Annotated in this window: 11 protein-coding genes; 9 read left to right on the forward strand and 2 right to left on the reverse strand. The window is 73.9% G+C overall.

Features of this window, described 5'->3' with window-relative positions; genetic code table 11:
* Positions 1-520 precede the first annotated feature (520 nt).
* Entirely contained in the window at positions 521-970 is a 450-nt protein-coding gene (locus tag ABD323_RS17590; RefSeq protein ID WP_344442587.1) for a PTS sugar transporter subunit IIA, read from the forward strand.
* A 175-nt stretch (positions 971-1,145) separates the two neighbouring features.
* Positions 1,146-2,816 carry a phosphoenolpyruvate--protein phosphotransferase gene (gene ptsP / locus ABD323_RS17595; RefSeq protein ID WP_344442588.1) on the forward strand — a complete coding sequence of 557 codons (1,671 nt, stop codon included), beginning with the start codon at positions 1,146-1,148 and terminating at the stop codon, positions 2,814-2,816.
* Between the two features lie 57 nt (positions 2,817-2,873).
* On the opposite strand, the gene ABD323_RS17600 is transcribed toward ptsP, so the two are convergent.
* Positions 2,874-4,949: an acetoacetate--CoA ligase gene (locus ABD323_RS17600; protein ID WP_344442589.1), complete on the reverse strand. Its 2,076-nt coding sequence runs from the start codon at positions 4,947-4,949 to the stop codon at positions 2,874-2,876.
* Between the two features lie 238 nt (positions 4,950-5,187).
* Here ABD323_RS17600 and ABD323_RS17605 point away from each other — a divergent pair, with 238 nt between their 5' ends.
* Positions 5,188-5,838 carry a TIGR03085 family metal-binding protein gene (locus ABD323_RS17605; RefSeq protein ID WP_344442590.1) on the forward strand — a complete coding sequence of 217 codons (651 nt, stop codon included), beginning with the start codon at positions 5,188-5,190 and terminating at the stop codon, positions 5,836-5,838.
* Positions 5,839-5,890: 52 nt separating this feature from the next.
* Here the strand turns inward: ABD323_RS17605 and ABD323_RS17610 are convergent, their stop codons facing one another.
* Positions 5,891-6,442 carry an NUDIX domain-containing protein gene (locus ABD323_RS17610; protein WP_344442591.1) on the reverse strand — a complete coding sequence of 184 codons (552 nt, stop codon included), beginning with the start codon at positions 6,440-6,442 and terminating at the stop codon, positions 5,891-5,893.
* Between the two features lie 208 nt (positions 6,443-6,650).
* Between ABD323_RS17610 and mmuM the strand changes: the two genes are divergently transcribed.
* From mmuM to ABD323_RS17640, 6 genes are all read left to right on the forward strand, one after another.
* On the forward strand, positions 6,651-7,508 hold the full coding sequence (gene mmuM, locus ABD323_RS17615) for a homocysteine S-methyltransferase (RefSeq protein ID WP_344442623.1): 858 nt from the start codon (positions 6,651-6,653) through the stop codon (positions 7,506-7,508).
* 142 nt (positions 7,509-7,650) lie between these two features.
* On the forward strand, positions 7,651-8,415 hold the full coding sequence (locus ABD323_RS17620) for an IclR family transcriptional regulator (RefSeq protein WP_344442593.1): 765 nt from the start codon (positions 7,651-7,653) through the stop codon (positions 8,413-8,415).
* Between the two features lie 432 nt (positions 8,416-8,847).
* The gene (locus tag ABD323_RS17625; RefSeq protein ID WP_344442594.1) at positions 8,848-9,567 is read left to right on the forward strand and encodes an MIP/aquaporin family protein; all 720 of its coding nucleotides are present in this window, start codon (positions 8,848-8,850) and stop codon (positions 9,565-9,567) included.
* Positions 9,568-9,628: 61 nt separating this feature from the next.
* Positions 9,629-11,161, forward strand: a complete 1,533-nt coding sequence (glpK, locus tag ABD323_RS17630) for a glycerol kinase GlpK (protein ID WP_344442595.1) — start codon at positions 9,629-9,631, stop codon at positions 11,159-11,161.
* A gap of 124 nt (positions 11,162-11,285) precedes the next feature.
* On the forward strand, positions 11,286-12,881 hold the full coding sequence (locus tag ABD323_RS17635; protein WP_344442596.1) for a glycerol-3-phosphate dehydrogenase/oxidase: 1,596 nt from the start codon (positions 11,286-11,288) through the stop codon (positions 12,879-12,881).
* Positions 12,882-13,017: 136 nt separating this feature from the next.
* Entirely contained in the window at positions 13,018-13,578 is a 561-nt protein-coding gene (locus ABD323_RS17640) for a YbhB/YbcL family Raf kinase inhibitor-like protein (RefSeq protein ID WP_344442624.1), read from the forward strand.
* The last annotated feature ends 79 nt before the right edge of the window (positions 13,579-13,657 follow it).

Consider the following 13,657-nt stretch of genomic DNA (forward strand, 5'->3'; position numbering starts at 1 on the left):
GAACGGACACTTCCTTCAAGCCGCTCTCGCAGGCTCTCCGGGCGTTCGTTTCGTTTACTGCGTTCTTCGTGTCCTCAGCGTATCAGACGAGATTCGATCCGATTTCACCGGACGTTTACTCAGCCGTGTCGCTGGATTCACCATCGCCTCGTGGCGACCTGAGCAACGATAGCCCGTTGGGGCCGGTCTGCCTAATCGAGCATGCTGACCGCCGCGTCGGCCGGGCGCCAGCACCCGGGGCCGTGTCGCGCCAGGGCGATCGTCGAGCTCACTCGTATGCCGTAGAGTGCGGCGCGTCGACCAAGAGGACTAGACCACTTGAGCCCCCAGGGGGCCTGACCGGCCCGGGATCGGGCCCGAGGGTGACAGCGCGAGGTCCCGGGCGTGTCGCGTGCGACCGGCCCACTGGATCATCGTTCTGCCCGGGTATGTCCGAAGTTGGCATGATTTAGGCTGCACTCGACCCATCCCGCCGCTGCCCGCGGCCGCTCGCTGTACTCCGCACCTGGGAGGCTCCACCATGACCACTGTGACGTCGCCGCTCACCGGCCGGGCCATTGGGCTGGCCGCTGTGCCCGACCCCGTCTTCGCCGGACAGATGGTGGGCCCCGGCACCGCCATCGACCCGGTGCGCGAGCCCACTTCCGCCGTGGCGCCGGTCGACGGGCTGGTGGTCTCCATGCACCCGCACGCGTTCGTCGTGATGGACGCCGACGGTCACGGGGTGCTGACCCACCTCGGCATCGACACCGTCCAGCTGAACGGCGAGGGGTTCGAGCTGCTGGTCAGCAAGGGCGACCAGGTCAAGCGCGGGCAGCCGGTCATCCGGTGGAACCCGGCGCAGGTCGAGGCGGCGGGCAAGTCGCCGATCTCCCCCATCGTGGCGCTGGAGGCGTCGGCGGAGTCGCTCAGCGCGGTCGCCGAGGCCGGCGAGGTCGCCACCGGCGGCGACCTCTTCACCTGGAACTGACCGCGCCCGGCCGCCGACCGGCCGGAAGATCGGCCGGACAGCGCCCCGCCCCCCATGGTCCGGTAGTCCGTGGACCGGCGGGGCGGGGCGGTACTGCGAGGCCGGCACGTGACCCGATCGAGCCCGCCCGGACGTCCCGCACCGACGTCCCGGGCCGGGCGAAAGGAATGAAGCAATGGAAAAGACGCTGCGCGGCGTAGGAGTCAGCCACGGGGTCGCCATCGGCCAGGTCCGGCACATGGGCACCGCCGCCCTGGAGCCCGAGGCCACCCGGATCCCCACCGAGGACGCGCCGCGCGAGCAGGCCCGGGCGCAGCAGGCCGTGGACGCGGTGGCCGCCGACCTGATCGCGCGCGGCAACCTGGCCGGCGGCGAGGCGCAGGCGGTGCTGGAGGCCCAGGCGCTGATGGCGCAGGACCCGGAGCTGATGGCGGACGTGAGCCGTCGGATCGCCGTGGGCAGCAGCGCCGAGCGGGCCGTCTACGACGCGTTCGCCGCCTACCGGGCGCTGCTCGCCTCGGCCGGCGAGTACCTGGCCGGCCGGGTGGCCGACCTGGACGACGTGCGCAACCGGATCGTGGCGCGGCTGCTGGGCGTGCCGATGCCGGGCGTACCGGACAGCGACGAGCCGTACGTGCTCTTCGCCCGGGACCTGGCGCCGGCCGACACCGCGCTGCTGGACCCGACGCTGGTGCTCGGCTTCGTCACCGAGGAGGGTGGGCCGACCAGCCACTCGGCGATCCTGGCCCGGGCGATGGGCGTGCCGGCCGTGGTCGCGCTGCCCGGCGCCACCGACCTGCCCGAGGGCGTCGTGGTGGCGGTCGACGGCAGCACCGGTGAGGTGCTGATCGAGCCGAGCCCGGAGCGCCAGGCCGAGCTGCGGCGCGTGGCCGCCGAGCGCCGGGCGGCGCTGAGCGCCTCGTCCGGGCCGGGGCAGACCTCGGACGGGCACCTGGTGCCGCTGCTCGCCAACGTCGGCGGCCCCGGCGACGTGCCGGCCGCGCTGGCGGCGGGTGCGGAGGGGGTCGGCCTGTTCCGGACCGAGTTCCTCTTCCTGGACGACTCGAAGAAGGCGCCGAGCGAGGACCAGCAGGTCGCGTCCTACCGCCAGGTGCTGGAGGCCTTCCCCGAGGGCCGGGTGGTGGTGCGGGCGCTGGACGCCGGCGCCGACAAGCCGCTGGAGTTCCTCACCCCCGCCGACGAGCCCAACCCGGCGCTGGGCGTGCGCGGTCTGCGCACCCTGCTGGAGCACCCCGAGGTGCTGGGCACCCAGCTGCGGGCGCTGGCCCGGGCCGCCGAGGGCCTGCCGGTCCACCTCGAGGTGATGGCGCCGATGGTCGCCGACCGGGTGGACGCCAAGGCCTTCGCGGACGCCTGCCGGGCGGCGGGGTTGCAGGCGAAGTTCGGCGCGATGGTGGAGATCCCCTCGGCCGCGCTGCGGGCCCGGGCGATCCTGCGGGAGGTGGAGTTCCTCTCGCTGGGCACCAACGACCTGGCGCAGTACACCTTCGCGGCCGACCGACAGGTCGGCTCGCTGGCCCGGCTGCAGGACCCGTGGCAGCCGGCGCTGCTCGACCTGGTGGCGGCCGCCGCCTCGGCCGCGCAGGCGGAGGGCAAGAGCTGCGGGGTGTGCGGCGAGGCGGCCGCGGACCCGCTGCTGGCGTGCGTGCTGACGGGTCTGGGCGTGACCAGCCTGTCGATGGGCGCGGCCTCGATCCCCTACGTGCGCGCGGCGCTGGCGAAGGCCACGCTGGCGCAGTGCCGGCGGGCGGCGGAGGCGGCCCGGGCCGCGGACACCGCCGACGAGGCGCGCGCGGCGGCGCAGCAGGTGCTCTCCGGCGAGTGAGGAGAGGACGGCACAGGGGAGCCCCCGTCGCGGGGGCTCCCCTGTGCCGTCCGTGGACTACTGCTCCTGTTGGAGGGCGGCGCGGCGGTCGGCGCCGAGCCGCTCGAAGAAGCGCAGGTGGTCGAGGTTGTCCACCGAACCCGGGTTGACCGCCCGGTCGAGTGGGGTGCCGGAGAGCAGGCGCTTGACCGGGACCTCGATCCGCTTGCCGGTCAGGGTGTGCGGCAGGCCGGTGACGGCGATCACCTCGTCGGGGACGTGGCGCGGCGAGAGCTGGTCGCGCAGCGCGCTGCGGATCCGTGCGCGCAGCTCGTCGTCCAGTGCCGCGCCCGGGGCGAGGACCACGAAGAGCGGCATCCAGTAGCCGCCGCCGTCCTCCTCCAGGCCGATCACCAGGGACTCGGCGATCTCGGGGAGGCGCTCGACCACCTCGTAGATGTCGGCGGAGCCCATCCGCACGCCCTGGCGGTTGAGCGTGGAGTCGGAGCGGCCGTGGATCACGACGGTGCCGCGGGAGGTGACGGTGATCCAGTCGCCGTGCCGCCAGATGCCGGGGTACAGGTCGAAGTAGCTGTCCCGGTAGCGGGTGCCGTCCGGGTCGTTCCAGAAACCGGTGGGCATCGAGGGCAGCGGCTGGGTGACCACCAGTTCGCCGACGGTGTCGGTGTGCGGCTTGCCGTGCACGTCCCAGGACTCGACGGCGGCGCCCAGGCAGGGGGCCTGGATCTCGCCGAGGTGGACCGGCAGGGTGGGCACGCCGCCGACGAAGCAGCTGCAGACGTCGGTGCCGCCGCTGACCGAGGCCAGCCAGACGTCCGCCTTGACCTCGTCGTAGATCCAGCGGAAGCCGTCCGGCGGCAGCGGGGAGCCGGTGGTGCCGATGCAGCGGACCGCGGAGAGGTCGAGGTCGCGGCCGGGGTGCAGCCCGGCCTTGCGGCTGGCGATGACGTAGGCGGCGGATGTGCCGAGCACGGTGGCGCGGGTGCGGGCGGCGACCTCCCAGAGCGCGCCGGTGGTGGGGTGGCCGGGGCTGCCGTCGTAGGTGACCACGGTGGAGCCGACCAGCAGGCCGGCCACCAGGAAGTTCCACATCATCCAGCCGGTGGAGGTGTACCAGAAGAAGCGGTCCTCGGGGCCCAGGTCCAGGTGGAGGGCGGCCTGCTTGAGGTGCTCGACCAGGATGCCGCCCTGGCTCTGCACGATCGCCTTGGGCAGACCGGTGGTGCCGGAGGAGTAGAGGACCCAGAGCGGGTGGTCGAAGGGGACCGGCTCGAAGACCAGCCGGGGGTCCGGCGCGCCGGTCAGCTCGTCCCAGCCGAGCGCGCCCGGGGGCGTCTGGGTGCCCAGCAACGGGACGTGCACGACGGCGCGCAGGGTGGGCAGTTCGCGGCGCAGTTCGGCGACCACCTCGGTGCGGTCATGGGCCTTGCCGCCGTAGCGGTAGCCGTCGACGGCGAAGAGCACCACGGGTTCGATCTGCTGCAGGCGGTCCAGCACGCTGCGGGCGCCGAAGTCGGGGGCGCAGGAGGTCCAGACGGCGCCGATCGAGGCGGTGGCGAGCAGCGCCACGACGGCCTGCGGGATGTTCGGCAGGTAGGCGCCGACGCGGTCGCCCGGGCCGACGCCCTGGGCGCGCAGGGCCTCGGCGAGCGAGCCGACCTGGCGGCGCAGCTCGGCCCAGCTCAGCGCGATCGGCTCCGCGGTGGTCTCGTCCAGGTGCAGGATCGCGGGGAGCTCGGCGTGCGGGCCGGGCGTGCCGTCCGCGGCGGGCTCGCCGAAGCGCAGCGCGTGCTCGGCGTAGTTGAGGCGGGCGCCGGGGAACCAGCGGGCGCCGGGCATCGCGGCGTCCGCGAGGACGGCCTGCGGCGGGGTGCTGAAGCGGACGTCGAACCACTGGGTGATCGCGGTCCAGAACCGGTCGAGGTCGTCGGTGGACCAGGTGTGCAGGGCCGCGTAGCGGGCGGCGGCGGTCGCGTCGTCGGGGGCGGGGGCGAGCGGGGCGGCGGGGGCGGCGTGCCGCTCGGCGGCCCAGGCCTGGAACGCGACGAGGCGGGTGGCGGCGGCCTCGGCGGGGTCGGGACGCCAGAGCGGTGCGTCGGCGGCGGCGGCCTGATCCTGGGGTGGGGTGCTCACGGTGGTGGTCTCCCGGCCGGAGGGTGGGGCGGGGTCGTCGCTTGTGGCGCGGCCCGTCCGGTGCTTGCTGACGCTGCTAGACCCTGCCATGTGATCCCCTGGTACGCCAGAGGTCCGCAGGCCGGCGGCGCGGCGAGCCGCGGGGGGGCGAGGGGGCCGCGCGGCGGGCCACGGGGGCGGTGGCGGGCGGCCAGGGTGGGGGCGGTTCGGCGAGGGGCGCGGTGGCTAGGCTGACGGCATGTCGAACCACGCCCGTACTGAACGGGAGCGCCTGGCCGAGCTGCTGGCCGCCGCCGGGCCGGACGCGCCGACGCTGTGCGCGGGGTGGCGCACCCGGGAGCTCGCCGCCCACCTGGTGCTGCGCGAGGCCCGGCCGGACGCCGCGGCCGGGATCCAGCTGCGGCCGCTGGGCGGCTGGACCCGGCGGGTCCAGGACGGCTACGCCCGGCGCCCGTACGAGGAGTTGGTGCGGCGCTTCAGAGCCGGGCCGCCGCGGCTGTCGCCGTTCGCGCTGCCGGGGGCGGACGAGGCGGCCAACACCGTCGAGTACTTCGTGCACGCGGAGGACGTGCGGCGGGCGGTGCCGTGGGAGCCGCGCGAGCTGGACGGCGCGCTCGCGGAGGCGCTGTGGCGGCGGGTTCCGCTCACCGCGCGCTTCGAACTGGCGAAGCGGACCCCGGTCCGGTTGGTGCTCGCGCACCGGGACGGGCGCAACCTGACGGTGGGCCAGAAGCTGCGCGGGACGGTCCGGGTGACGGGCGATCCGGGCGAGCTGCTGCTCTTCGCGTTCGGCCGCGGGGCGCAGAGCGCGGTGACCGTCACGGGCTGGCCCAAGGAGCTGGCCGCGCTGCGGGCGGCGGTCGCGCTCCCCGCCGAGCCGGGGGCCTGACGGCGGCGGGACGGCCGGACGGGCCCTGGGCGGGGAACGCGACGGGGCCCGGTCAGACCGGCTGGTACTCGCCGCCGAACCAGGCGGCGCAGACCCGGGTGTGGAAGGGGAAGGCGAGCTCGGCCGGGGCGTCGGTGAGCTGCCAGCCCTCGGTCTCCTCGGTGGGCACCGAGGGCGGCAGGTCGGCGAGGTCCTGGGCGGGCAGCAGGACGAAGAGGCAGAGGAACCGGCCGGCGGTGTCGGACTCGGTGGCCACCAGGGTCGCCGCCGTGGCGTCGGCCTCGATCCCGGTCTCCTCGCGCAGCTCGCGCACGGCGGCCTTCTGCCAGGTCTCGCCGTAGTCCACGTAGCCGCCGGGCAGCGCCAGTTCGCCGTAGCCGGGCTCGATGGTGCGGCGGATCAGCACCAGGCTCTGTCCCCCGTCGGGGCGGTTCACCGGCTGCAGGGCGACCGTCACCGGCAGCGGGTTGCGGTAGCTGATCTCCGCGCAGCCGGGGCAGGTCCGCGGCCAGCCCTGGGTACCGGCCGGGTAGGCGGTACCGCACCAGTGGCAGTGCGTGCCGGGGCCGAAGACGCCTGTGCGGGTGGCCTGGTCAGTGGTCATGGTTCGGATCGTAGCGGGAGCGCGCTCCGCGCGGATCGGGTCGCCGGATCAGCCGGCGGACCGGCTGCCGCCGGGGCCGGACGGCGGAGAACTACAGTGCGAGGAGGGGCGCGGCGCACGGGGTCGGACCGTGCGGGGTCGAGCGGTGTGGAGGTGGCCGGCGGTGCGGTCGGAGGGTGGCTTCGCGGCGGCGTTGGCGGCGGGACCGCTGGTGCTGGACGGCGGCCTCTCCCACCAGTTGGCGGCGGCCGGGCACGACCTCGACGACGCGCTCTGGTCGGCCCGGCTGCTGGCCGACCACCCGCGGGCGCTGCTGACGGCGCACCGGGCGTACGCGCGGGCCGGCGCCGAGGTGCTGATCACCGCGAGCTACCAGGCGAGCTTCGAGGGCTTCGCCCGACGGGGCCTGGACCGGGCGGCGGCCGCCGACCTGCTGGCCTCCAGCGTGCGGCTGGCCCGGCGGGCGCAGCCGGACGGCTGGGTGGCCGCGTCGGTGGGACCGTACGGCGCGGTGCTCGCGGACGGCTCCGAGTACCGCGGCCGTTACGGGCTGAGCGTGGCCGCGCTGGAGCGTTTCCACCGGCCGCGCCTGGAGGTGCTGGCGGCGGCCGGACCGGACGTGCTGGCGCTGGAGACGGTGCCGGACCTCGACGAGGCGCGGGCGATGCTGCGCGCGATCGAGGGGCTCGGGGTGCCGGCCTGGCTCTCCTACAGCGTGGCGGGCACCCGCACCCGGGCCGGGCAGCCGCTGGCGGAGGCGTTCGCGGTGGCGGCGGACAGCGCGCAGGTGGTGGCGGTCGGGGTGAACTGCTGCGCGCCCCAGGACGTGGGACCGGCGGTGCGGATCGCGGCGGAGGTGACCGGCAAGCCGGTGGTGGTCTACCCCAACAGTGGGGAGCGGTGGCAGCCGGCGAGCCGGTCCTGGCAGGGGCGCGCGCTCGGCCCGGCGCCGCTGGCGGCGGGCTGGGTGCGGGACGGGGCGCGGCTGGTGGGCGGCTGCTGCCGGGTGGGTCCGGCGGCGATCGCCGAGCTGGCCGCGGAGCTGACGGCGCTTCGCGCCCGCTGAGCGCCGCAAAACGGACGAGAAGCGACAGGCAACGTGCGAGGCCGGGGGTGGGCCTGGCAGACTCGGGGCGATGCCCCCCGCAGTCGACATGACCACGAACCGTGCGACATTGTCGACCGCCTGCCTGTCTGTGGAGGTCCCCATGCCCGGCCCGATCCAGTCGCTCTCCCGGGCCGCCGCGATCATGCGCCTGCTGGCCGGCGGCGAGCGCCGGCTGGGCCTGTCCGAGGTGGCCACCTCGCTCGACCTCGCCAAGGGCACCGCGCACGGCATCCTGCGCACGCTGCAGCAGGAGGGCTTCGTCGAGCAGGACCCGGAGAGCGGCAAGTACCAGCTGGGCGCCGAACTGCTGCGGCTGGGCCAGAGCTACCTGGACGTCCACGAGCTGCGGGCCCGCGCGCTGGTCTGGGCCGACGACCTGGCCCGGGCCAGCGGGGAGACCGTCTACCTCGGGGTGCTGCACCAGCGCGGCGTGCTGATCGTGCACCACGTCTTCCGCCCCGACGACACCCGCCAGGTGCTGGAGGTCGGCTCGATGCACCCGCTGCACAGCACCGCGCTGGGCAAGGTGCTGCTGGCCTACGACCCGGTGGCGCGCGGGGAGCTGGGCGAGGACCCGCTGGAGTCCTACACCCCGCGCACGCTGACCTCGCTGGAGGACGTCGACGCGGAGTGCGCGCTGATCCGCGAGCGCGGCTGGGCGGACGCGATCGAGGAGACCTGGGAGGGAGTGGCCTCGATCGGTGCGCTGATCCAGGACCGCCGGCGCAACCCGGTCGGCGCGGTCTGCGTGAGCGGGGCCGTGGAACGGGTCTGCGAGGACGGTTTCGTCCGCTCCGAGCTGGTCGCCTCGGTGCGCGGCGCGGCCCGGGCGATCTCCCGTGACCTGGGGGCCGGGCGGTTCTGACGCCGCCGGGACCGCCGGACGGGCGAGTCACCAGCACGCCGAAGGGCGGACAGCTCAGCTGTCCGCCCTTCGGCGTTTTGTCCGTATTAGGCTCATTTCGGCCGCCCGCTTCGCAGGCGACCCACCAGGAGCCGGCGAGGGGAGGGTCACAGGGAGGTAACCCGGCCTTGACGTGGGCGCCCCCAGGGTGAAAACTCCCGCATAGCGGTCGACAATGTCGAACGGTGGTTATCGAAAGGCTCCTTCCCCAGGGAGTTCTCGAGGCACCGGTCGCCTCCACCGCCGCACGGACGCCTCCCGGGGACGGGACGCCCGCGCACTCCCATCGCCGCGGACTCCCCCGCCGCGGCACTCTCCCCCACCCGCCTGCCACGGGCCCGACCCACTGGGTCGTCTCCACTGCGCATCGGCCATACGGACAAAGGAGTCTTTGTGTCCGCCTTCTCCAACGGCGACATCTTCGTCGGCGAAACCCTCGGCACCGCCGCTCTGATACTCCTCGGCGGCGGCGTCTGCGCCGCTGTCACGCTCAGGAAGTCCAAGGCCCAGAACGCCGGATGGCTCGCCATCACGTTCGGCTGGGGCTTCGCGGTCATGGTCGCCGCGTACATGGTCGCCCCGAAGTCCGGCGCCCACCTCAACCCCGCGGTCACCATCGCGCTGGCCGTCGAGAGCGGCGAGTGGAGCAAGGTGCCGCTCTACCTGGGCTCCCAGATGCTGGGCGCGATGATCGGCGCCGTGCTGGTCTGGGCGACCTACCTCGGCCAGTTCCAGGCCAACAAGGAGCCCACCCTGGGCATCTTCTCGACCGGCCCCGAGATCCGGAACGCGTACCAGAACCTGCTCACCGAGATCATCGCCACCATGGTCCTGTGCATGGGCATCCTCACCCAGGGCCTGACCAAGGGCCTGGGCCTGTCCGGCATGGGCGTGCTCATCGTCGCCTTCACCGTGGTCGGCATCGGCCTCTCGCTCGGCGGCCCGACCGGCTACGCCATCAACCCGGTCCGCGACCTCGGCCCGCGCATCGTCCACGCGCTGCTGCCGATCCCGAACAAGGGCGGCTCGGACTGGTCCTACGCCTGGGTCCCGGTCGTCGGACCGCTGATCGGCGGCGCGCTCTCCGGCCTTCTGTACAAGGGCCTCTTCTAGAGGGCACCGTCCTCACAGGCACCCCCTCCACCACCCACCCTCCGAGCCGAGGACCCATCACATGACCGCGAACACCGCGCCGGCCGGCAACTACATCGCCGCGATCGACCAGGGCACCACCTCCAGCCGCTGCATCATCTTCGGCGCCGACGGCCGGATCGTCTCCGTCGACCAGCAGGAGCACCGGCAGATCTTCCCGCAGCCCGGCTACGTCGAGCACGACGCCGCCGAGATCTGGACCCGGGTGCAGTCCGTGGTCAGCGGCGCGCTGGAGAAGGCGAACCTGACCAAGGACGACATCCGCGCGATCGGCATCACCAACCAGCGCGAGACCACCGTCCTGTGGGACAAGAACACCGGCGAGCCGGTCCACAACGCGCTGGTCTGGCAGGACACCCGCACCGAGGGGCTCTGCCGCGAGCTGGGCCGCAACGTCGGCCAGGACCGCTTCCGCCGCGAGACCGGCCTGCCGCTGGCCAGCTACTTCGCCGGCCCCAAGATCCGCTGGCTGCTGGACAACGTCGAGGGCCTGCGCGAGCGCGCCGACGCCGGCGACATCCTCTTCGGCACCATGGACACCTGGGTCATCTGGAACCTCACCGGCGGCGTCAACGGCGGCAAGCACGTCACCGACGTCACCAACGCCTCGCGCACCATGCTGATGAACCTGGCCACGCTGGCCTGGGACGAGAAGATCGCGGAGTCGATGGGCGTGCCGATGGCCGTCCTGCCGGAGATCCGCTCCTCCGCCGAGGTCTACGGCCACGCGGTCGGCGACCTCGAGGGCGTCCCGGTCGCCGCCGCGCTCGGCGACCAGCAGGCCGCGCTCTTCGGCCAGACCTGCTTCAGCGAGGGCGAGGCCAAGTCGACCTACGGCACCGGCACCTTCCTGCTGCTCAACACCGGCGAGAAGATCGTCAACTCGTACCACGGCCTGCTGACCACGGTCGGCTACCGGATCGGCGACCAGGCCCCGGTCTACGCCCTGGAGGGCTCGATCGCGGTCACCGGCTCGCTGGTGCAGTGGCTGCGCGACCAGCTGGGCATCATCTCGACCGCGGCCGAGATCGAGACCCTGGCCAACACCGTCGAGGACAACGGCGGCGCCTACTTCGTGCCGGCCTTCTCCGGCCTGTTCGCCCCGTACTGGCGCTCCGACGCCCGCGGCGTGATCGCCGGCCTGACCCGGTACGTCACCAAGGGCCACCTGGCCCGCGCCGTGCTGGAGGCCACCGCCTGGCAGACCCGCGAGGTCGTGGACGCCATGGAGAAGGACTCCAAGGTCAAGCTGACGGCCCTCAAGGTCGACGGCGGCATGACCTCCAACAACCTGCTGATGCAGAACATCGCCGACGTCCTGGACGCTCCGGTGGAGCGCCCGTTCGTGGCCGAGACCACCGCGCTGGGCGCCGCCTACGCGGCCGGCCTCGCGGTCGGCTTCTGGCCCGACCTGGACACCCTGCGGGCCAACTGGCACCGCGCCGCCGAGTGGACCCCCCGGATGGACGAGGCCACCCGCGAGCGCGAGTACAAGAAGTGGCTCAAGGCCGTGGAGCGCACCATGGGCTGGGTGGAGGAGGACGAGGAGAGCTGAGCCGTCCGCCGGCCGGGGCAGCCCCGCCCCGGCCGGCCAGTGAGTTTCCCCGGCCTCCCGCGAGGCCGAACCGCACTTCGAGAGGAGACCCGGCGCCGCCCGCACCGTGGCGCCGGAACACACCATGGCAACCATCCCGACCCTGGGCGCCGAGCGCACCCCCGGCCGCACCGCTTCCCGCGCCGAGACCCGTGAGCTGCTCGGCAGGGCCACCTACGACCTGCTGGTGATCGGGGGCGGCATCCTCGGCACGGCCGTCGCCTGGACCGCCTCCCAGGCCGGTCTCAAGGTCGCCATGGTGGACGCGGGCGACTTCGCGGGCGCCACCTCCAGCGCCTCCTCCAAGCTGGTCCACGGCGGGCTGCGCTACCTGCAGACCGGCGCGGTCAAGCTGGTGGCGGAGAACCACAAGGAGCGCCGGGCGCTGGCCACCGACGTGGCCCCGCACCTGGTCAACCCGCTGACCTTCTTCGTGCCGGTCTACAAGGGCGGCCCGCACAGCGCCCCCAAGCTCGGCGCCGGCGTCTTCCTCTACTCCGCCCTGTCCGCCTTCCGCGACGGCATGGGCCGGGTCTCCACGGCCGCGCACGCCGCCCAGCAGGTGCCCGCGCTGCGCACCGAGGGCCTGCGCTCGGTCGCGGTCTACGGCGACCACCAGATGAACGACTCGCGGGTCGCCGTGATGACGGTGCGCGCCGCCGTCGAGGCCGGCGCCGTGGTGCTCAACCACGCCGAGGTCACCGGGCTGCGCTTCACCGGCACCCGGGTCACCGGCGCCGACCTGAAGGACCGGCTGGACGGCACCGAGTTCGGTGTCGACGCCCGCCTGGTGCTGAACGCCACCGGTCCGTGGGTCGACCACCTGCGCGCGATGGAGGACGCGGGCGCCGCGCCGTCCATCCGGCTCTCCAAGGGCGCGCACGTGGTGGTCAAGCGCCGCACGCCGTGGCGCGCCGCGCTGACCATCCCGATCGACAAGTACCGCGTCTCCTTCGCCATCCCGTGGGAGGACCACGTCCTGCTCGGCACCACCGACGAGGAGTACACCGGCGACCCGCAGGACGTGCGGGCCACCGACGCCGACATCGACCAGATCATGGACGAGGCCGGCCACGCGATCAAGGACGAGCACCTCGACCGCGACCTGATCACCTACGCCTTCGCGGGCCTGCGGGTGCTGCCCGGCGGACCCGGTGACACCGCGGCCGCCAAGCGCGAGACGGTGGTGACCGAGGGCCGCGGCGGGATGCTCTCGGTGGCCGGCGGCAAGTGGACCACCTACCGGCACATCGGGCGCACGGTGCTGGAGAAGCTGGCGCACGTGCGCGGCACCGGCCTGTCGGAGGACATGTCGCCGATTCCGGCCACCGTCCCGCTGCCGGGCATCGGCGCGCCGAACGCGGTGGCGCACCGGCTGCTGATCGACCGCGAGCCCGGCTCGCGGATGGAGCCGCTGGTGGCCAAGCACCTGGCCAGCCACTACGGCACGCTCTCCTTCGACATCGCCCGCATGATCGACGAGAACCCGGAGCTCGGCGCTCCGATCCACCCGGACGGCCCGGACGTCTGGGCGCAGGTCGCCTTCGCGGCCGACAACGAGTGGGCCTACACGCCGGACGACGTGCTGCGCCGGCGCACCACGATGACGGTGCGCGGCCTGGACACGCCGGAGATCCAGCAGCAGGTGGCCGACTTCCTGGCCAAGCGCACGCAGGGCTGAGCCGCGGGCCGCGCGGCCTGCCGGTGGCCCGTTGACGGCCGGCCGGCGGTGCGGTGAGGGTGTGGTGGCAGTGCGGTGGGCGGGTACCCCGGTCGGGGCGCCCGCCCACCGGTATTGACGCGGCGTCATCTAGGCTCTGAACGAACCGTTCCCTCGCCGAGGAGGCAACACCCACGTGACCAGGCCCCCGCTCCCGCACGACTTCCAGCGTCCCGTCCCCGCGTTCACCGTGACCAGCACCGACGTGCCGGACGGCGGCACGCTCGCCGAGAGCCAGGTGCTGGCGGGCGGCAACGTCTCGCCGCAGCTGAGCTGGTCGGACTTCCCGGCGGAGACCAGGAGCTTCGCCGTGACCTGCTTCGACCCGGACGCGCCGACCGGCAGCGGCTGGTGGCACTGGGTGCTGTTCGACCTGCCGGTCGACACCACCGAACTGCCGACCGGCGCGGGCAGCGGCGACTTCGAGGGCCTGCCGGCCGGTGCGGTGCACGCGCGCAACGACTACGGCACCAAGAACTTCGGCGGCGCCGCCCCGCCGCCCGGCCACGGCCCGCACCGCTACGTCTTCACCGTGCACGCGCTGAGCGTGGAGAAGCTGGGCCTGGACGCCGACACCTCGCCGGCGGCGATCGGCGGCACCCTGGGCTTCCTGGCGGTGGGCCGGGGCACCGTCATGGCCGAGTACGAGAACGAGTAGGGCCCGCCTGACGGACCCTGGGCCCCGACCGGGGCCCGCCCGCGGATGGCCGAAAGGTACCCGACCGGTTGGTCGGTAC

This window comes from Kitasatospora nipponensis, assembly GCF_039528135.1.
GTDB classification, from domain to species: Bacteria; Actinomycetota; Actinomycetes; order Streptomycetales; family Streptomycetaceae; genus Kitasatospora; species Kitasatospora nipponensis.

Coding starts and splice junctions, on each gene's coding strand:
- ABD323_RS17590 (WP_344442587.1), top strand. CDS start 521: ATGACCACTGTGACGTCGCCGCTCACCGGCCGGGCCATTGGGCTGGCC.
- ptsP (WP_344442588.1), top strand. CDS start 1,146: ATGGAAAAGACGCTGCGCGGCGTAGGAGTCAGCCACGGGGTCGCCATC.
- ABD323_RS17605 (WP_344442590.1), top strand. CDS start 5,188: ATGTCGAACCACGCCCGTACTGAACGGGAGCGCCTGGCCGAGCTGCTG.
- ABD323_RS17610 (WP_344442591.1), bottom strand. CDS start 6,442: ATGACCACTGACCAGGCCACCCGCACAGGCGTCTTCGGCCCCGGCACG.
- ABD323_RS17620 (WP_344442593.1), top strand. CDS start 7,651: ATGCCCGGCCCGATCCAGTCGCTCTCCCGGGCCGCCGCGATCATGCGC.
- glpK (WP_344442595.1), top strand. CDS start 9,629: ATGACCGCGAACACCGCGCCGGCCGGCAACTACATCGCCGCGATCGAC.
- ABD323_RS17635 (WP_344442596.1), top strand. CDS start 11,286: ATGGCAACCATCCCGACCCTGGGCGCCGAGCGCACCCCCGGCCGCACC.